17 protein-coding genes are annotated in these 19,079 nt (G+C 60.8%); 7 read left to right on the top strand and 10 right to left on the bottom strand.

Annotated elements, in window-relative coordinates:
• The first annotated feature begins 118 nt into the window (after positions 1-118).
• The 5 genes from RHE_RS25370 to RHE_RS25350 all read left to right on the top strand — a co-directional run bounded on the left by RHE_RS25370 (position 119) and on the right by RHE_RS25350 (position 4,987).
• Entirely contained in the window at positions 119-1,144 is a 1,026-nt protein-coding gene (locus RHE_RS25370; RefSeq protein WP_011428113.1) for a sulfate ABC transporter substrate-binding protein, read from the top strand.
• 8 nt (positions 1,145-1,152) lie between these two features.
• A complete protein-coding gene (gene cysT / locus RHE_RS25365; RefSeq protein WP_011428112.1) occupies positions 1,153-2,010 on the top strand; it encodes a sulfate ABC transporter permease subunit CysT in 858 nt (285 codons plus the stop codon).
• Complete coding sequence (gene cysW / locus RHE_RS25360; protein WP_011428111.1) at positions 2,000-2,872, top strand: sulfate ABC transporter permease subunit CysW; 873 nt, start codon at positions 2,000-2,002, stop codon at positions 2,870-2,872. Before cysT ends, cysW begins: the two co-directional genes overlap by 11 nt.
• A gap of 10 nt (positions 2,873-2,882) precedes the next feature.
• Entirely contained in the window at positions 2,883-3,923 is a 1,041-nt protein-coding gene (locus tag RHE_RS25355) for a sulfate/molybdate ABC transporter ATP-binding protein (protein WP_011428110.1), read from the top strand.
• Between the two features lie 245 nt (positions 3,924-4,168).
• Positions 4,169-4,987 carry a cell wall hydrolase gene (locus RHE_RS25350; protein ID WP_011428109.1) on the top strand — a complete coding sequence of 273 codons (819 nt, stop codon included), beginning with the start codon at positions 4,169-4,171 and terminating at the stop codon, positions 4,985-4,987.
• A 30-nt stretch (positions 4,988-5,017) separates the two neighbouring features.
• Here the strand turns inward: RHE_RS25350 and pepT are convergent, their stop codons facing one another.
• Positions 5,018-6,250: a peptidase T gene (gene pepT / locus RHE_RS25345; RefSeq protein WP_011428108.1), complete on the bottom strand. Its 1,233-nt coding sequence runs from the start codon at positions 6,248-6,250 to the stop codon at positions 5,018-5,020.
• A 306-nt stretch (positions 6,251-6,556) separates the two neighbouring features.
• On the opposite strand from pepT, the gene RHE_RS25340 reads away from it, so the two are divergent.
• On the top strand, positions 6,557-6,871 hold the full coding sequence (locus RHE_RS25340; protein ID WP_011428107.1) for a DUF982 domain-containing protein: 315 nt from the start codon (positions 6,557-6,559) through the stop codon (positions 6,869-6,871).
• 173 nt (positions 6,872-7,044) lie between these two features.
• A complete protein-coding gene (ligD, locus tag RHE_RS25335) occupies positions 7,045-9,693 on the top strand; it encodes a DNA ligase D (RefSeq protein WP_011428106.1) in 2,649 nt (882 codons plus the stop codon).
• Between the two features lie 35 nt (positions 9,694-9,728).
• On the opposite strand, the gene ligD (RHE_RS25330) is transcribed toward ligD (RHE_RS25335), so the two are convergent.
• The 9 genes from ligD (RHE_RS25330) to RHE_RS25290 all read right to left on the bottom strand — a co-directional run bounded on the left by ligD (RHE_RS25330) (position 9,729) and on the right by RHE_RS25290 (position 18,960).
• Complete coding sequence (gene ligD / locus RHE_RS25330) at positions 9,729-10,793, bottom strand: non-homologous end-joining DNA ligase (protein ID WP_011428105.1); 1,065 nt, start codon at positions 10,791-10,793, stop codon at positions 9,729-9,731.
• Positions 10,794-10,796: 3 nt separating this feature from the next.
• Positions 10,797-11,615: a non-homologous end joining protein Ku gene (gene ku, locus RHE_RS25325; RefSeq protein ID WP_011428104.1), complete on the bottom strand. Its 819-nt coding sequence runs from the start codon at positions 11,613-11,615 to the stop codon at positions 10,797-10,799.
• Positions 11,616-11,627: 12 nt separating this feature from the next.
• A complete protein-coding gene (gene ku / locus RHE_RS25320) occupies positions 11,628-12,527 on the bottom strand; it encodes a non-homologous end joining protein Ku (protein WP_011428103.1) in 900 nt (299 codons plus the stop codon).
• Positions 12,528-12,755: 228 nt separating this feature from the next.
• The gene (locus tag RHE_RS25315) at positions 12,756-13,814 is read right to left on the bottom strand and encodes an ABC transporter ATP-binding protein (RefSeq protein ID WP_011428102.1); all 1,059 of its coding nucleotides are present in this window, start codon (positions 13,812-13,814) and stop codon (positions 12,756-12,758) included.
• 5 nt (positions 13,815-13,819) lie between these two features.
• Positions 13,820-14,650, bottom strand: coding sequence for a carbohydrate ABC transporter permease (locus tag RHE_RS25310; RefSeq protein ID WP_011428101.1), 831 nt, complete (start codon positions 14,648-14,650; stop codon positions 13,820-13,822).
• Between the two features lie 4 nt (positions 14,651-14,654).
• Positions 14,655-15,590 carry a carbohydrate ABC transporter permease gene (locus tag RHE_RS25305; protein ID WP_011428100.1) on the bottom strand — a complete coding sequence of 312 codons (936 nt, stop codon included), beginning with the start codon at positions 15,588-15,590 and terminating at the stop codon, positions 14,655-14,657.
• 186 nt (positions 15,591-15,776) lie between these two features.
• Positions 15,777-17,036, bottom strand: coding sequence for an ABC transporter substrate-binding protein (locus RHE_RS25300; RefSeq protein ID WP_011428099.1), 1,260 nt, complete (start codon positions 17,034-17,036; stop codon positions 15,777-15,779).
• Positions 17,037-17,068: 32 nt separating this feature from the next.
• Positions 17,069-18,241: a PLP-dependent transferase gene (locus RHE_RS25295; RefSeq protein WP_011428098.1), complete on the bottom strand. Its 1,173-nt coding sequence runs from the start codon at positions 18,239-18,241 to the stop codon at positions 17,069-17,071.
• A complete protein-coding gene (locus RHE_RS25290) occupies positions 18,238-18,960 on the bottom strand; it encodes a FadR/GntR family transcriptional regulator (protein ID WP_011428097.1) in 723 nt (240 codons plus the stop codon). Before RHE_RS25290 ends, RHE_RS25295 begins: the two co-directional genes overlap by 4 nt.
• Positions 18,961-19,079: the final 119 nt, after the last annotated feature.

The raw sequence follows: 19,079 nt of genomic DNA, 5'->3' as shown, positions 1-19,079 counted from the left end.
CCAAATCAGCCTCGAAATGGAATGACATTCTAACGCCAAGGCCGGAACCGGAAGAACCTTTGTTTCATTATACGACTGACTTGATAGAGTTATGACACAAACAGGAGAGGGTTCCTCAATGCAGACACGACGGTTCACCCGGCTCATCGCAGCCGCGGTCATGGCAGGCAGCTTCGCGATCGGGGGCATCGCTCCGGCATTCGCCGATCAAACGCTTCTCAACGTTTCCTATGATCCGACTCGCGAATTGTATAAGGATTTCAACGCTGCCTTTGCCGCCAAGTGGCAGAAGGATACGGGTGAAACCGTGACGATCCAGGCCTCGCATGGCGGCTCCGGCGCTCAGGCCCGCTCGGTCATCGACGGTCTCGACGCAGACGTGGTCACCCTGGCCCTCGAAGGCGATATCGACGCCATCGCCAAGAAAACCGGCAAGATCCCGGCCGACTGGAAGACCAAGTTGCCCAACAATTCGACGCCCTATACGTCGACGGTCGTCTTCCTCGTCCGCAAGGGCAATCCGAAAGGCATCAAGGACTGGGGCGACCTAGTCAAGGATGACGTGCAGGTCATCACGCCGAACCCGAAGACCTCGGGCGGCGCACGGTGGAACTTCCTGGCAGCCTGGGCATGGGCCAAGCAGGCCAATGGCGGTGACGATGCCAAAGCGCAGGAATATGTGACGAAACTGCTGCAGCATGTTCCTGTTCTCGACACGGGCGCCCGCGGCGCCACGACCACCTTCGTCCAGCGCGGCCTCGGCGACGTGCTGCTCGCCTGGGAAAACGAAGCCTATCTTTCGCTCGAAGAACTCGGTCCTGACCAGTTCGAGATCGTGACGCCGAGCTTCTCAATCCGCGCCGACCCGCCGGTCGCCGTCGTCGACGGCAATGTCGACAAGAAGGGCACGCGCAAGGTCGCCGAAGCCTATCTCAACTACCTCTATTCGGATGAAGGCCAGAAGATCGCCGCAAAGCACTACTACCGGCCGATCAAGCCTGAAGCCGCCGATCCGGCCGATATCGCCCGCTTCCCGAAGCTGACGCTCGCCACCATCGACGACTTCGGCGGCTGGAAGCAAGCCCAGCCGAAATTCTTCGGCGATGGCGGGGTATTTGACCAAATCTACAAGCCGGCCCAATAATAGACTTCATGAAAGCACATAGCCCCACGCGGTGGCGGTTCAAGCGGCCGAGCGTCATTCCGGGTTTCGGAATGGCGCTCGGTCTTACATTGACCTGGCTCACCCTTCTGATCCTCATCCCGCTCTCCGGCCTTGCCGTCCGGTCGAGCGCGCTCGGCTGGGAGAAATTCTGGTCGATCGCGTTCGATCCGCGCATATTGAACGCGCTGCGCATCAGCTTCGGCAGCGCCTTCATCGCTGCGATCATCAACGCCGTCTTCGGCATCATCCTCGCCTGGGTGCTTGTACGCTACCGTTTCCCCGGCAAGCGCGTCATCGACGCCATGGTCGACCTGCCCTTCGCGCTGCCGACGGCCGTCGCCGGCATTGCATTGGCGGCGCTCTACGCGCCGAACGGCTGGGTTGGCCAGTTGCTGACACCGCTCGGCATCAAGATTGCCTTCACCCCGGCCGGCATCGTCGTGGCGCTGATCTTCGTCGGCCTGCCCTTCGTGGTGCGCACCGTGCAGCCTGTCATGGAGGAAATCGACAAGGAGGTAGAGGAGGCCGCGGCAACGCTCGGCGCCAACCGCTTCCAGACGATTTTCCGCGTGCTGCTGCCGGGGCTGGCGCCGGCCGTGCTCACCGGCTTCGCGCTCGCCTTTGCCCGCGGCGTCGGCGAATACGGCTCGGTCATCTTCATCGCCGGCAACCTGCCGTTCAAATCGGAAATCGCACCGCTGCTGATCGTCATCAAACTCGAAGAGTATAATTATGCGGCAGCGACCGGCATCGCGGCGATCATGCTGGTGATCTCGTTCGCCCTGTTGCTCGTCATCAATCTCATCCAGAGCTGGAGCAGGCGGAGGTACGGCTATGGCGCTTGATGCGACTGTTCAACCCGCGAAACTGCGTTCGGTGACCACCGAACACAGAATGGCGCGCTACACGCTGATCGCCATTTCGCTGCTCTTCTTGCTGCTAATCCTGCTGTTGCCGCTCGCCGCCGTCTTCGTCGAGGCTTTTCGCAAAGGTGCCGGCCCCTTCCTCGAGGCGCTTGGCGATGCAGAGACCTTCTCGGCGATCCGCCTGACGCTCGTCGTCGCCGGCATCAGCGTACCACTGAACCTCGCCTTCGGGGTCGCCGCCGCCTGGGCGATCGCCAAGTTCGAGTTCAAGGGCAAGGCATTCCTGACGACGCTGATCGACCTGCCCTTCTCGGTTTCACCCGTGATATCAGGCTTGGTCTTCGTGCTCTTGTTCGGCGCCAACACGTGGCTCGGCCATTGGCTCAGCGCAAACAACATCAAGATCCTCTTCGCCGTGCCGGGGCTGATCCTGGCGACGATGTTCGTCACCTTCCCCTTCGTCGCCCGCGAGCTGATCCCGCTGATGCAGGAGCAGGGAACGGCCGACGAGGAGGCAGCCCTGTCGCTCGGCGCCAGCGGCTGGCAGACCTTCTGGCACGTGACGCTGCCGAACATCAAATGGGGCCTGCTCTACGGCGTGCTGCTCTGCAACGCCCGCGCCATGGGCGAATTCGGCGCCGTCTCTGTCGTCTCCGGCCACATCCGCGGCCAGACGAACACCATGCCGCTGCAGGTCGAAATTCTTTATAACGAATATAATTTCACCGGCGCTTTTGCCGTCGCCACACTTTTGGCCTTGCTCGCACTCGTAACTCTTGTTTTGAAGACGCTGCTGGAAATGCGCTACAGCGCTGAAATCTCCGCCAGCCGGCGGCACTGAAGGATCTGGAATGGAAGTACGCGTTCAAAACATCCGCAAGGAATTCGATCGTTTTCCGGCGCTCCACGATGTCTCGCTCGACATCCGCTCCGGCGAGCTGATCGCACTGCTCGGCCCTTCGGGCTCCGGCAAGACGACATTGCTGCGGCTGATTGCCGGCCTGGAAAGCCCGACCGAGGGACAGATCTTCTTCGGTGAAGAGGATGCCTCGAAAAAATCGGTGCAGCAGCGCAATATCGGCTTCGTCTTCCAGCATTACGCCCTCTTCCGCTACATGACGGTGCTCGACAACGTCTCCTTCGGCCTGAGGGTCAGAAAGGGCGCGCGGCGGCCTGCGAAGCCTGATATCCGCCGACGGGCGCTGGAACTGCTTGACCTCGTCCAATTGTCCGGCCTTGAAAAGCGTTATCCTGCCCAGCTTTCCGGCGGCCAGCGTCAGCGCGTGGCGCTCGCCCGCGCCATGGCCGTCGAGCCGAATGTGCTCTTGCTCGACGAACCCTTCGGGGCGCTGGATGCTCAGGTGCGCAAAGATCTGCGCAAATGGCTGCGCGAGATCCACGACCGTACCGGCCACACCACCGTTTTCGTCACCCACGACCAAGACGAGGCGCTGGAACTCGCCGACCGGGTTGTCGTCATGAGCCAGGGCGCGATCGAGCAGGTCGGCACGCCCGACGAAGTCTACGATTATCCGAATTCTCCCTTCGTCTTCGGCTTCATCGGGCAATCAAACTGCCTGCAGGTCGAAATCGCCGACGGCGACATCCGCTTCGATAGCCGCTCGCTCGGCCTGAATGCCGAGGGCGAGCCGGACGGACCGGCGCAGCTCTACTTCCGCCCACATGACGTCAGGCTCTGCGAATCAGCGGAAAACTGTATTGCCGGCCAACCGGTCTCCAGCCGCCGCGTGGCCGGCACCCGTCATATCGAGCTCGATATCGGCAGTGACCGCCCGCACATCGAAATCGAATTGCCGCCGAGCGAGGCCGACAGGCTCGACCGGAACCGGGTGGCATTCAAGCCCACTCGCTGGAAGCTGTTTCGCAGCTGATTCGAATTTCAGCGTCCTTTCCGACGGGCAGCAGGCTCTCTAACAGCTTGACTTGGTGCATAATTCCTTAATTTTTGGGGATTATGCAGCAGACGGCCGCAGGCTAATCGCCGGAATCGCACCCGGCGAGAGTCTCTAAGGCCTTTTGTGATCTCTGGTTGTTTGTATTTCAGTCATATGACGAGTAAAAGATTTTTCGCGTTAATCATAAAGGGCTGGACTAATCCCATAGGAGGCACCTGGCGTTGAGGGCGGAGATTTCCTTTGGAAAATCCCTGGTCGGGATTTTATTCGTAGGACTGGCGGCCGCAGGCTGCACCACAACACCAAAGCCGGCGACGACGCCGGCAAAGACAAAACAAGCTCAAGCGGCGAAAGTCACTTTCAATTATACCGCGAAGGATCGCGACTGCCTGAAGCGCGCGATGTATTTCGAATCGCAGCATTCCGACGAGGATGGTTATCTGGCCGTCGGCACCGTCGTCATGAACAGGCTGACGTCGGGCGCCTACCCACCGTCGATCTGCGGTGTTGTCGCTCAGGAGAAGCAGTTTGCGCCTGGGGTCATGACGCGGGAAGTCAAGCCGCAGGCCGAGCCAGAACTCGCCACCGCGGCCGATGCGATCCTCCTGAAGGGTGCGCGCCATCCGGCCGTGAAGGACGCGATGTTCTTCCACACCGACGGTCTGAAATTTCCCTACGACAACATGCACTATGTGACGGTCGCCGGCGGCAACGCCTTCTACGAGAAGCGCGATTCCAACGGCATGCTCGAAACGCCGCCGCCGCTGCCTTCCTATGAGGTGGCGATGAATTATGTGCCCGGCGAAAGCATGCTGCCGCCGCAGTTCGAGGCGCTGATACCCTCGGCCGTTCCTGTTCCTCTGCCGGCGCCCGATCCGATGGCGACGGCGAGCACGGCGCCAATGCTGATAACGGCTCCGGTGACCCAGCCGGAAACCGCGCCTGCGCCCGAGCCGGCAATGCGGATCGCGATCCCGACGCCCCGTCCCGCCTATGACAGCGTGATGCTGCGCGGCGAGATCCCGGTAAATGGCGGATAACCTGTATTTCGTTCAAGTGGGAAGAGCGCCTTAGGCGCGCTCCTCCCAGATCTTCGCAACCTCCACGATCGTTGCGACCGCTTTTTCCATATCCTGGCGGCTCACCCATTCTAGCGGCGAGTGGAAGGCATGGCCGCCGGCAAAAATGTTCGGGCACGGCAGCCCCATGAAGGACAGCCGCGATCCGTCCGTGCCGCCGCGAATGCTGCCGCGCACCGGCGTCATGCCGGCACGGCGCACGGCTTCAAGCGCGTTCTCGACAATCTCGGGATGGCGGTCGAGCACCGTCTTCATGTTGCGATATTGTTCCGTCACCTGGAAATGGTAGCTTGAGCCGGGATAGGCTGACATCACCTGCTTGACGATGGTTTCGAGCATTGCCTCCTTTTGCACGAGGCCCTCGTCGGTAAAGTCGCGAATGATGAAGCTCAGCGACGCCTTTTCCATCGAGCCGGTGACGCCGACAGGATGGATGAAGCCCTGCTTGCCTTCCGTCGTCTCCGGCGCCACGTCCCTCGGCAGCCGGTCGATGATGGCGCCGGCGATCTTGATGGCGTTCTCCATGCGGTCCTTGGCGAAGCCCGGATGGATCGCAACGCCTGTTATGCCGATCTCGACGCCGTCTGCCGAGAAGGTTTCGTCCTCGATGTGACCCGCCGTCTCGCCGTCCATCGTATAGGCGAAGTTCGCGCCGAGTTTATCCAGGTCGACCTTGTTGACGCCGCGTCCGACTTCCTCGTCGGGCGTGAACAGGATCTTGATCGTTCCGTGCCGGATATCGGGATTGTCGACCAGAATCTGGGCCGCAGTCATGATTTCCGCCAATCCCGCTTTGTCGTCGGCGCCGAGCAATGTCGTTCCGTCGGTCGTGACGATGTCGTTGCCGATCTGGTTGCTGAGCTCGGGATGCTCGGCGACACGGATCACCCGGCTAGAATCGCCGACAAGCCTGATATCGCCGCCCGCATAATTCCTGACGATCTGAGGCTTGACGTCGGTGCCGCTGAAATCGGGCGCCGTGTCCATATGCGAGCAGAAACAGATGACCGGCACCGTCTTGTCGCTATTGGCCGGAATGGTCGCATAGACATAGCCATGCTCATCGAGATGGGCGTCGGAGAGCCCAATCTGCAGCAGCTCACCGACGAGCAGCCGCCCGAGATCCTTCTGCTTCTCGGTGGTCGGCTGCGTCGATGAAGAGGGATCGGATTGGGTGTCGATAACGATATAACGGAGAAAACGGTCGAGAACGGTGTCGGTCATTTCAATCCAGTCCAGTGAGATCACCAGAGGATATAGCCCTCCCGGGCGAAGCGGCAAAAGATTTTTCCGCTCGGCGATGGTGCTGTGACGGCTTTTCACTGAGGAGCCGGGATGACCTGGCTCCCCGAGCGTCCAGCCGCGGAGCTGTAGCAATCTTTCTCTTGCATCCGACGGCGGCAGGCGGAATTTGTCCTCTAGGCAGCATCCGACACACCGCCATTAACGGAATATCGCGGCGATCTTGAACAGCCGGAGGCCATTTCCAATATTCTTGGGGATCAAGCTGGCATCGAAAGGAGGAAGAAAATGCCGCTGAACGATGTGCTCTGGACTCGTCCAGTGACGGTCCGGCTGCAATGCGGCCTGGAACGAACTTTTACCGGCGTCTATGATGCCTTGGATTTCCTGGAAAACGAATGGCCATTAGGCCACGGGGAGCGCCACCAGCGCGCGGTCAAGACCTGCCGCGGCGCTCTAAACCGGGTTATTGCCCCGTTGATCGCGCGGGAGGCTTTCATGGCTGCGTGCGTCGAAGCCGGCATGCAGGCAGTCGTGGCTCCCTGGCAGGTGCAGGCCACCCGCCGCCCGGTGCGGCCCACGCGTGTCGCTGCACTCCGCTAAGGGCCAAGCGTGCGGAGGTCACGTCGGGATCCGGACTTCGAGATATCTATCGCGCGGCCCCGGGAGGAGCCGCGCCAGCTCAAAAGCCGAGGCACCTCGATCTTCTTCGCCTTCTGCGGCTGGAACAACGATCGCCGCTATTTCGTTTGAGGACCGAATATCCGGGAACAGCCATGGCCAGCGACAAGCTATCAAGCTATCGATCAAAACGCGATTTTCAGAAGACCGCTGAGCCCAGCGGCGAGCGGTCCCTCAAACAGAGCAACCGCCGTCGCTTTGTCATCCAGAAGCACGATGCGACACGCCTGCACTACGACCTGCGGCTCGAGCTCGATGGCGTGTTCAAGAGCTGGGCCGTCACCAAAGGGCCATCGCTCGATCCGCACGACAAGCGGCTGGCGGTCGAGGTCGAGGATCATCCCCTCGATTATGGCGACTTCGAAGGCACTATTCCGAAAGGCCAGTATGGCGGTGGCACGGTCATGCTGTGGGATCGCGGCTATTGGGAGCCGGAGGGCAGGAAGAGCCCGGAGCAGGCGCTTTCCAAGGGTGATTTCAAGTTCACGCTCGAAGGCGAGCGCCTGCACGGGAGCTTCGTGCTGGTGCGCATGCGCAACGATCGCGAGCGCAGCAAGCGTACCAATTGGCTGTTGATCAAGCATCACGACGAGTTCTCCGTGGACGAGAACGGTGCTTCCATCCTCGAAGAAAACGTCACCTCCGTGGCCTCAGGCCGCAGCATGGAAATGATCGCAGCCGGCAAGGGGCGCAAGCCGAAACCCTTCATGGTGGAGGGCGGCAAGGTCCAGGCGGACGCCGTCTGGGACAGCAATCACGGACTGGCCGCCGAGGAGCGGCAGTCGGAGGCGAGCGCGGGAAAGCGCGCCGGTACTGCGACGGCGGTTGATCTTCCGGATTTCATCGCGCCGCAACTCTGCGAGAAGGTCGAGCGACCGCCTGGCGGGGACGGTTGGATCCATGAGATCAAGTTCGATGGATATCGCATTCAGATGCGCGTGCTCGATGGCGAAGTCACCTTGAAGACCAGGAAAGGCCTCGACTGGACGGCCAAGTACCCCGAAATCGCCGAGGCGGCGTCTGGGCTTCCGGATTGTATCCTCGACGGCGAGATTTGCGCTCTCGACGAGCAAGGTGCGCCTAACTTCGCGGCACTCCAGGCGGCGCTATCGGAGGGCAAGACCGCCAGCCTCGTCTACTTCGCCTTCGACCTGCTCTATGACGGCGGCGAGGATCTCCGCTCGAAGCCCCTGATCGAGCGAAAGAGGCGATTGCAGGAGCTCCTCACCGAGGCCGGCAACGATCCTCGGATCCGCTACGTCGAACACTTCGAGACCGGCGGTGACGCCGTCCTCAGATCGGCATGCAAGCTCTCGCTGGAAGGCATCATCTCAAAACAGACAGATGCCCCCTATCAATCCGGACGAACGGAAAGCTGGGCGAAGTCGAAATGCCGGGCGGGGCACGAGGTGGTGATCGGCGCCTACGCCAAAACCAACGGCAGGTTTCGTTCCCTTCTCGCCGGTGTTTTTCGCGGCGATCATTTTGTCTATGTCGGCCGTGTCGGAACCGGCTACGGCGCCAAGAAAGTCGAAACGTTGCTTCCGAAACTGAAGGCGCTGGAGACGGCGAGATCGCCCTTCACGGGTATCGGTGCTCCGAAGAAGCAGGCCGAGGTCGTCTGGGTAAAGCCGGAACTTGTCGCCGAAATCGAATTCGAGGGGTGGACCGCGGACGGTCTCGTCCGCCAAGCAGCCTTCAAAGGATTGCGCGAAGATAAGCCTGCTCGGGAAGTCGAGGCGGAGCCACCAGTAAGACCCGCCAAAGCGGACATCGCGGAGCCGGTTCCGAGAGCCAGGCAAACACCGGCGCGCCGCAAGGGTGCGAAGGCTGATGTCATGGGAGTGCTCATCTCAAACCCGGACAAACCATTGTGGCCGGATGCCAACGGCAGCGAACCGGTCACGAAGGAAGAATTGGCGGGCTATTACGAGGCAGTCGGCGACTGGATGATCGACCACATCAAGGGCAGGCCCTGCTCTATCATCCGCGCCCCGGATGGAATTGGCGGCGAGCAGTTCTTTCAGCGCCATGCGATGCCGGGACAATCGAACCTGCTCGACCTGGTCAAGGTGTTCGGGGACAAAAAGCCATACCTGCAGATCGATCGCATCGAAGGCCTTGCCGCGGTCGCCCAGATCGCAGCGGTCGAACTCCATCCGTGGAACTGCGAACCCGGTCAACCGGAAGTTCCTGGTCGTCTGGTATTCGACCTCGATCCCGGGCCTGACGTTCCCTTTGCCACGGTCGTTGCCGCTGCCCGCGAAATGCGCGATCGGCTGGAAGACCTCGGACTGATCAGCTTTTGCAAGACGACGGGCGGCAAGGGCCTGCATGTCGTGACCCCGCTTGCGGTCAATAAGCGCAAGCCGCTGTCATGGCCCGAGGCAAAGGCTTTCGCGCATGACGTCTGCCAGCAGATGGCCCGAAACAACCCCGATCTCTACCTTATCAAGATGACGAAGAGCCTGAGGGGCGGTCGCATTTTCCTCGATTACCTGCGCAATGATCGCATGGCGACGGCCGTAGCGCCGCTTTCTCCTCGAGCCCGCCCCGGTGCGACGGTATCAATGCCTCTGACGTGGACGCAGGTGAAATCAGACCTCGACCCTAAAAGGTTCACGATCCGAACCGTACCTGCCTTGCTATCGAAGTCGTCCGCCTGGAAGGATTATTGTGAGGGGCAGCGTCCCTTGGAGCAGGCGATTAAGAAGCTCGGCCGCGCCGGCAAGCATGCCGCGTGACCAGGAGCGGGCGCAGCTCGCGGCCCTGAACGACTTCATCTGATCGCAGCCGGGCCATCAGCCATATCGAAGACGGCAGCATTATCCTGGATCTCGCGCAGCCCCTTATATGAGGGGTGGCGTAGGCTGCCCTCACGCGTCCAGCCGCGAAACTCGATTTCAGCGATGAGGGTCGGCTGGGAAAAGACAAGCCGCTTCCCTTTCAGCGGCACGATCGGTTTTTTCGTTTGGAGGCGGTTCAACGTCTTGCGCAAATATTCCGCCTCGGTTCGATTGAACCCCGTGCCGACGGACCCGACATAGATCCAGTCGTGACCCTTTCGACCCGCAAGCAACAGACTGCCGAGCCCGCCGCGGGTGCTGGCGGATTCCTCGTAACCGACGATCATGAAGCTTTCGCTCTGAACACATTTGATCTTCTGCCAATCCCCGAGGCGGCCACTGCGGTAAGGACTGTCCGTGCGCTTTGCGATGATGCCTTCCATGCCCAGACGACATGCGTGCTCGAGCAGTTCCTCGCCACCCAAATCCAGTTCTTGCGAGAACCGAATGGCGCCACCGTCGGCCGCGGGGATCAGATCTTCCAGTAAATGACGGCGCACCGACAGTTCCGTGCGCGTCAGGTCGTGACCGTCGAGATACAACAGATCGAAGGCGTAGAATATGGATTCGGTCGAGATCCGCTTGCCGCCCCTGCCGCCGAGCGAGCGCTGCAACGCTCCGAAGTCCGAGCGACCCTCTTCATCGAGGACGACGGCTTCTCCGTCGAGAATGCAGCTCGACACACCGAGTTCTCTTGCCCGCGCGGCGATCGTCGGAAATCGACGGGTCCAGTCATGGCCGCCACGAGTGAGAATGCGAATGCCCTTTGGCTCGATGTGGAGCGCCAATCGGTAGCCGTCCCACTTCACCTCATAAAGCCAATCCGGCCCTTGTGGCACCGTCTGCTTCAGCAGCGCCAGGCAGGGCTCCACTCTGGACGGCATTGCATCGAACGGCAGGTTTGGCTGGTCCGGATCACGCCGACGGACAGGTCGCGATTGTATCGAAGAACTGGAGTCGCGAAGGAGGGGGGCGGAGGGGCGCCGTGATCTGGTCATCACTCAATGCCTGTCGGATCGGTTTTCGGCATCGACGGATTTGCGCAGCGCCTCCATGATATTGATGACGTTGCTGGGAGCCGGCTCTGCCTTCTCCCTGCCCTTGGGTTTCGCTTTAACAGGCTTTTTCATCTGTTTCTTCTTGGCCTCGATGAGGTGGAGCAGCCTATCCTGCACCGGGTCGGAGGCCATCTTCGGATTCCAGTGCTGCGTCTGCTTCTTGATGAGTTGCTGCACCAGCGGCATCATCTGGCTGTCCGCCGGCTGATCGTCCACCCTATCGAAATAGTTTTCAGCGTCGCGCACTTCGTCGCCGTAGCGCAGGGTCCAAAGAACGATGCCCTTGCCGCGAGGCTCCAGCATCACGGCGCGCTCGCGGCGCGCGATCACCAGCCGCGAGATGCCGACCATGTCCTCAGCCGCCATCGCGTCGCGGATCACCGAGAATGCTTCCTGGCCGACCGGATCGTCGGGTGAGAGATAGTAGGGCGTGTCGAGCCAGATCCATTCGACACTGTTGCGCGGCGTAAAGACTTCGATATCGATCGTCTTGGTGCTTTCAAGCGCAACATTCTCCAATTCCTCGTCTTCGAGCAAGACATACTCGTCCTCGCCGCGCTGATAGGCTTTCACTTCGTCTTCGTCTTTCACGTCCTTGCCGGTGACGGCGTCCACATAGTGGCTAACGACGCGGTTTTGGGTGGCGCGATTGAGTGTGTGAAAGCGCACCTTCTCATTTTCGGAGGTGGCCGGCATCATCTGCACCGGACAGGTGACGAGCGATAGTTTGAGGTAACCTTTCCAGTAAGGCCGGATCGCCATGGAAGCCTCCGATCACCCGGCGCGGCGTTGGTGAGCGCCGCCCGAGCTGCGCGATTTCGGCGCCGACGCGCGCGCGGCCTTCTGCCTGTTCTTCCCGGCATTGGCATTTGCAGCGGTGCGCTTCGCCCTTGCCGGCGCCGCCATGCCGGCGCTTTCGCGCAGGGCCTGTAGCAGGTCGCTCGGTTTCGGAGGCGGCGGCGCCTTTTTCTTCGGAAGGGTGCGGCCTTCAATCTTGGCCTTCACCAGTTCGGCGACGGCGGCTTCATAGCGGTCGTCGAACTGCTTCGGGTCGAACTCACCCTTCTTGGTGTTGATGATGTGCTTGGCGAGCTCCAGCATCTCGCCTTCGATCTTGAGATCCGGCATCTCCTCGAATGCCGCTTCGGAGGAGCGAACTTCATAATCGAAGTTCAAGGTTGAGCCAACCAGCCCCTTTCCATGGGGGCGGATGAGAAGCGTTCGCAGGCGCCGGAAAAGCACCGTCCGGGCGATGGCCGCGACCTTGGCTTTCTCCATACCATCCCTCAGGAGTTTGAAAGCGTCGCTACCCATCTTGTCGGGAGCCAGATAATAAGGCTTGTCGAAATAGACGTCGTCTACCTCCTCAAAAGGAATAAAGGCCTCCACCTTCAGCGTCTTGTCGCTTTCCGGAATGGCAGCCGCGACCTCTTCGGGCTCGAGCACGACATAGCGACCGTCCTCGATCTCAAAACCCTTGACCTGGTCCTCGCGCTCGACCGGATCGCCAGTCTCGCCGTCCACGAATTCTCGACGCACACGGTTGCCGGTCTTCCTGTTCAGGGTGTGAAACGCGATCCGCTCGGATGTGGAGGCGGCGGTGTAAAGCGCCACCGGGAAAGCCACTTCCCCGAACTTGATAAAGCCTTTCCAATTCGCTCTCGGGGCAACCATTTCGCACGCGCTCCTGCCGCAACCAGTGCGAGTCAACCGAATCACTTTACGATTGGTTCCGAATCAAAACGAATCAAATTTCAATAGCTTAGCGAAAATGATTCACGCGTTTTCCGAGTCTCGATCATCCCCTTGAATCTGATTGATCTTTTTCACGCCGGATGCTTTCTGCGATGGGAACGAACCAGGAGATAGGCCCCCTGAGGAGTAGTTTTGATCCTCGACCGCTCAACCGACGCGTTGTCCTTCGCCATCGAACACATGCAGATATTGCGGCGGGAAGGCGACATTGACCTTCGGCCCCGCCTTCAGAGCTTCGCGGTCGAGCGTGAATATCTTGAACGGCAGGCCGTGAAGCGCGAGGTGCAGGATGATGCCGAATCCGGTGGGTTCGACGAGCTCCACAGCGGTTGCAAGCCCGGTTCCGTCATTTGTCATCAGCACATGCTCGGGCCGGATGCCGAGCGTGACCTTCGCGCCGTCTTCAAGCGGCAGCGGCTTTGCCAGCGGCACGATCGTTCCGTCCTTCAGCCGCACGCCGCCCGCCTCATAATTCGCCTCGAGGAAATTCATCCCCGGCGAGCCGATGAAACCGGCGACAAAGAGATTGGCTGGCCGGTCGTAGAGTTCCAGTGGACTGCCGACCTGCTGGACGACGCCGCCATGCATGGCGACGATCCGATCGGCCAGCGTCATCGCTTCGATCTGGTCGTGGGTGACGTAGATCGAGGTTGCCTTCAGTTCGCCGTGCAGCTTCTTGATTTCGGCGCGCATCTGCTCGCGCAGGCGCGCATCGAGGTTGGAGAGCGGCTCGTCGAACAGGAAGGCCTTCGGCTGGCGCACGATGGCGCGGCCCATCGCGACACGCTGGCGCTGACCGCCGGAGAGCGCCTTCGGCCGCCGTTCGAGCAGCGGGTCGAGGCCGAGCTTGGCGGCGGCCGCCGCCACCGCGCTGGTAATCTTTTCCTTCGCCGTCTTCCGCAGCCTCAGGCTGTAGCTCATATTGCCGGCGACATTCATATGCGGATAGAGCGCATAGGACTGGAACACCATGGCGATGTCGCGGTCCTTGGGATGCAGTTCGTTCACTCGGGCGCCGGCAATACGGATCTCACCTGATGTGACTTCCTCCAGCCCGGCAATCATCCGCAACAGCGTTGACTTGCCGCAGCCGGAGGGACCGACGAGCACGACGAATTCGCCATCCCTGATGTCGAGATCGACACCGTGCAGCACCTGCACGTGGCCATAGGCTTTGCGGATGTTCTGGATATCGATCGATGCCATTCTGTTTAACCCTTGACCGCGCCGGCCGTCAGGCCCTGGACGAGATAACGCTGGATGAGCAGGAAGAAGAGGCCGGCCGGAATGAGCGCCATGACGCCCGCCGCCATCATCTGCCCGAAATCAACCGAGAATTTCGAAACGAAGGTGAGAAGCCCCACAGGGAAGGTCGCGGCGTCATTGCCGTTGATCAGCATCAGTGCGAAAAGCAGTTCGCTCCAGGCTGCGGTGAAGACGAAGCCGAGTGTCGCCGCGATTCCGGGCAGCGTCAGCGGCAGGATGATCTGGCGAAACGCGGTGAATTGCGTCGCCCCGTCGATCATCGCCGCCTCTTCGAGATCCTTGGGAATGCCGTCGAAGAAGGACTGCATCAGGAAAGTGGCGAAGGGCACGTTGAAAGCGGTGTAGACGATGACAAGCCCGGTCAGGCTGTTGGTCAGATGCAGGGGCGACAGGATTTTGAAGATCGGCGCCACCAGCATGACGAGCGGAAACATCTGGGTCAGCAGCATCAGCGCGACAATCCAGTATTTCGCCCGAAAATTGAAGCGCGACAGCGCGTAGCCCGAGAGCGAGGCGCAGATCGTCACGGTCACCGCCGTCGAAGCCGAAACGATCAGGCTGTTCTTGAAGAAGGTCGGGAAGGCGCTGTGCTGCAGCACGAAGGCATAATGATCCCAGCTCGTGCGCGACGGCCACATGCGCACGCCTTCGGTGTAGAGCAGGTCGTTCGGCGTCACCGAGACCTTCAGCAGCCAGAACAGTGGGAAGAGCGCAAAGGCAATGTAGCAGAGGATCGCTAAGCGATGCGCGATGGTGGGAAGGATTGATCGTCTCATGGTGTCAATCCTTGTTCAGCAGCGTCTGCCGCAGCAGGATGATCAGCATCGAATAGGCAAGCAGCAGCGCGAGCAGCACCAGTGCGATCGCCGAGGCATAACCGAAATCGAGCCGCTTGAACGCCGTGGTGAAGATATAGCTCGCGACGATCTGGGTGCGGTCGGCGGGTCCGCCATTGGTCATGACGACGATGAGATCGGCGAAATTGGAAATCCAGACGGTGCGCAAGAGCACGGTGATGGCGATCGTCGGCGCCAGAAACGGCAGGGTGATCGAGCGGAAACGCTGGAACCAGCCGGCGCCGTCGATCGAGGCCGCCTCGTAGAGATCGCGCGGAATCGCCTGCAGCGCCGCAAGCAGGGTGATGGCAAAAAACGGAATGCCCCACCAGACATTGGCGACGATCGGCCCCCACATCGCATGATCGGGATCGGATAGAATGTTGCCCGGCTCATGCATCAGCCCGAGCGCGAAGAGCCAGTGCGGGATCGGCCCGATGACCGGATTGAACAGCCAGGCCCAGTTCAGACCGGCGAGAAAGGACGGCACCGCCCAGGGCAGGAAGACCAGCGCCTGCGCGATCGCCCGGCCCGGGAACGGCTTGTCGAGCAGTAACGCCAGGATGAGGCCGAAGATGAATTGCAAGACGACCGAGGCGCCGGTCCACCAGAGCGTATTCCTCAACGCGCCGTAAAAAGCCGCGTCGCTCGACAACTCGCGGAAATGCTCGAGCCCGATGAAGCCGCCGGAAAAGGGATTGAGCAGCTGGATATCGCGGAAGGCATAGGACAGCCCGAGTGTCAGCGGCACCAGCATCACCGCAATGATCAGGATCAACGATGGAGCACTGTAGAGATAGGGCTCCGAACCATCGGCAAGACGACGCAGCCACGGCCTGCGGTCGCGTCGCATGTCGAGCATATCGGCGGAAATGGTCATCGGATTGCGGTTTCCAAATGTGTGGATCAAGGCTGCGCATACGGCCCCTCATCCGACCCTTCGGGCCCCCTTCTCCCCGGTGGGGAGAAGGGAAATGAGGCGCCGCCACGAGTCTGTTCTCCCCAACGGGGAGAAGGTGCCGGCAGGCGGATGAGGGGGCTTCTGTCTCGAAGCCCCCTTATCCAGCTACTTCTTGCTCAAGAATTTCTGCTGCGCCTTGGTTAGATAATCCGCCCACTGATCGGCCAGATCCTTCGCCGAAATATCGCCAAGCAAGGCCTGCTGCGAGGTCTTGATCGCGAGCGAGTCCTTGAAGAAGGCGAACTCTTCCAGATAGGTCGGCATGACGGTCGGCACAGTATTCGGGTCCGCTAGTTCCTCGAACCAGCCCTTGAACTGATCACCGGCATAGAAGGGATCCTTTTCGGCCGCGGTATAGGCCGGCAGCGCGCCGATGCGCTTGTTCCACTCGATATTGCCTTCCGGCCCTTCGAGAGTGGCGATCAGCTTCCAGGAAAGATCCTTATTGGCGCTCGTCGAAAACATCGACCAGCCGCCGTAACCGATGGTCGGGAAGGACTTGCCGTCAGGACCCTTCGGCAGCGGCGCAACACCGAAGTCGTCCTTCTTCATGCGTTCGGCGATGGCGATCAGCGCATCCGGATCCTGGTCGAGGAAGGCGCAGGTACCGGAATAGAAGCCGGCGACGACTTCGTTGAAGCCCCAGTTGACGCTGTCCTTCGGCGCATAGCCCTTCTTGTAGAGATCGACCATCCATTCGATGCCCTTTGCCCAGCCTTCGCTGTTCATGGTCGAGGTACCGTCTTCCTTGAAGTACTTGTTGTCGCCGGCCATCGTGGCGGCAAAGATCATCCAGCCGTTCAGACCGCCCGGTCCGCCGCGCATGCAGTAACCGTATTTGCCGGGCAGCTTGGAGACCTTTTCCGAGGCGGCGGTAAACTCCTCCAGCGTCTTCGGCGGCGCGGCGACCCCGGCTTCGGAAAGCAGCTTCTTGTTGTAGAACATCGCCCTGAGATAGAAGCCGTAGGGCAGCATATAGGCGGTGTCCTTGACGTCGCGGCCGAGCTCGAGCGCACGCGGCGTCAGCTCCTTGGTGTGCTCCCACTTTTCGAGATAGGGCTCCAGGCTTTCGAGCATGCCGTTATTGGCATAGAGCGACAGCCAGGTATCGGGCATCTCCATCACATCGGGGACGTCGCCGGCCGACACCATGGTCGCAAACTTCTGGAAGGCTTCGTTCCAGGGCAGCGAGATGATGTCGACCTTGGTGCCGGGATTGGCGGCCTCGAACTTGCCGACGATCGATTTCAGCGTTTCGGTGCGCTCCGGGCTGGTGATGACTTCGACAAGCTTCAGCGTCGTATCGGCAAACGCCGTACCCGCCATCATCGAAGCAAAGAGCGTCGAGATTATTAGTTTTTTCATGCTCAGTTCCCCCTTGTTAGGTTCTCTCGGTTTCAAGATTGCGAGGCGGCGGCGAGCGCCTCCTCGATGTCTCTCCACAGCGCCTCGGTTCCTTCGAGGCCGACATGGAGACGTACGGATCGCGCATGGATGCCAAAGGTTTGCGCGGAATTCGGCTGTGCCTTCTGCTGCAGCACCACCTCGCCCGGTACGATCAGGCTTTCGTGCCCACCCCAGCTCACACCCAGTTTGAAAAGCTTGAGGTGATCAGCGAAGCGGCGGATATCGACGCCTTCGCGGAAGATGAAGGAAAACAGGCCCGACGTGCCGTTGAGCCCCGCGGGCAGACGGTTGGCGAGGCCTGGATGGCAGACGGTTTCCACCACCTCCAGCCGCTGCAGGCGCCTCGCAATTTCCAGAGCCGAGGCCTCATGCGCCTTCATGCGCAGCGGCAGGGTGCGCAGGCCGCGGATCAGCAGCCAGGCGTCGAAGGGCGAAAGCTTGCCGCCGAGATAGGGATAGGCCTCGGCCTTGACGCGGGCGATCATCTCCTTCGAGCCGGCGACGACGCCTGCCACGACATCGCTGTGACCGCCGAGATATTTCGAGGCCGAATGGATGACGAGATCGACGCCGAGTGTCAGCGGCCGCTGGAAGAACGGGCTCGCCCAGCTGTTGTCGATCATCGAGACGGCGCCGTGGCGCTTGGCCAGCGCTGCGAGCGCGCCAACGTCATGCGCCTCCATCACCCAGCTCGTTGGGCTTTCCAAGTACAAGAGCTTGGCGCCCGGCAACGCTCTGGCGACGGCCTCCTCGTCACGCCCGTCGACATAGGTCACCTCGATCTTCATCCGTTTCAGAATGGTGCCGAACAGGCGGAAGGCATCGGGATAGACGTGCTTGACGGCGACGATGCGGTCGCCCGGCTCGACGAAGCTTAGGACGGCCGAAGAGATCGCCGCCATGCCGCTGGCAAAACCCAGCGCATCCTCGCCGCCTTCGAGCTTGGCTAGCATGTCCTCGAAGGCCCGCACCGTCGGGTTCAGCCCTCGCGTATAGGTCGGCCGCACCTTCTCGCCGCGATAGACAGTGATCATCTCGTCATAATCGGAAAAGGTGAAAAGCGAGGTCTGGAAGATCGGCGGCACGACGGCGTCGGCGAAATTGCCGTCGTCATGGGCGGTGATGATGGAAGCAAGATCGAACGGGTCTGCGCCGCTGCTCATTTGGACATTTCCTTGATGTCTTCCTCGACGATATCGAGAATTTTCAACGTTTCGGCGCGCGCCGCCTCGGCATCTCCGGCGGCGATCGCGTTGAAAAGGGTGCGGTGAAAGGGAAAGGACCGGCGGGCAAAATCCTGCCGGTCGAAGGGATGCTCCCAGAAGCGCTCGAAGGTCTCGCGCATCTGTTCAAGCAACTGGCGAAACAGCGGATTATGGGTGGCGTCGTAGACGGCGAGATGGAAGGCCAGATCCTCCGGGCCCGATGTGCCCTTTTCCAGATGCACCCGCTCCATCTCGTTCAACTTCTCCTCGATGACGACGAGGTCCTTGGCGGTACGCCGCCGCGCCGCGACCATGCCCGCCTCGCATTCGATGCCGCGGCGCACTTCGAGCGTCTGCAGCAGCGCGTCGCGCAGATGCGCCGCGTCGAACGACAGCGGCATATGGATCGTTGCCCTCGAAACCGGTTTCAGCAGATAGGTGCCGCTGCCCTTGCGCGTCTCGATGACGCCGAGCGCCTGAAAATGGCGGATCGCTTCGCGAATGGTCGAACGCCCGACGGCAAGGGCGGCCATCAGCTCCCGCTCCGGCGGCAACCGATCCCCGGCCTGCAGGCGCGCGTCTTCGACATAATCCGCCAACGCATCGGTCACCTGACGCGCGCGGTCGATAACAGGAAGCGGCCGGATCACCGGCCTGTCGCTGCTGTTTGCCTTCATGGTTCCCCATTTTCTTATCAGGCAGTCAGAAATGAAATTGGTCTGACATCTTAGCATTTCGCAAAGTTGGGAAGGCGTCAAGCGCTGTTTGCACTCAGGAGCCGATCGCACCGAACCAC

This window comes from Rhizobium etli CFN 42, assembly GCF_000092045.1.
GTDB lineage: Bacteria > Pseudomonadota > Alphaproteobacteria > Rhizobiales > Rhizobiaceae > Rhizobium > Rhizobium etli.
Note: the sequence above shows the minus strand (reverse complement) of the source record. Positions and strands in the feature narration are given on the sequence as shown.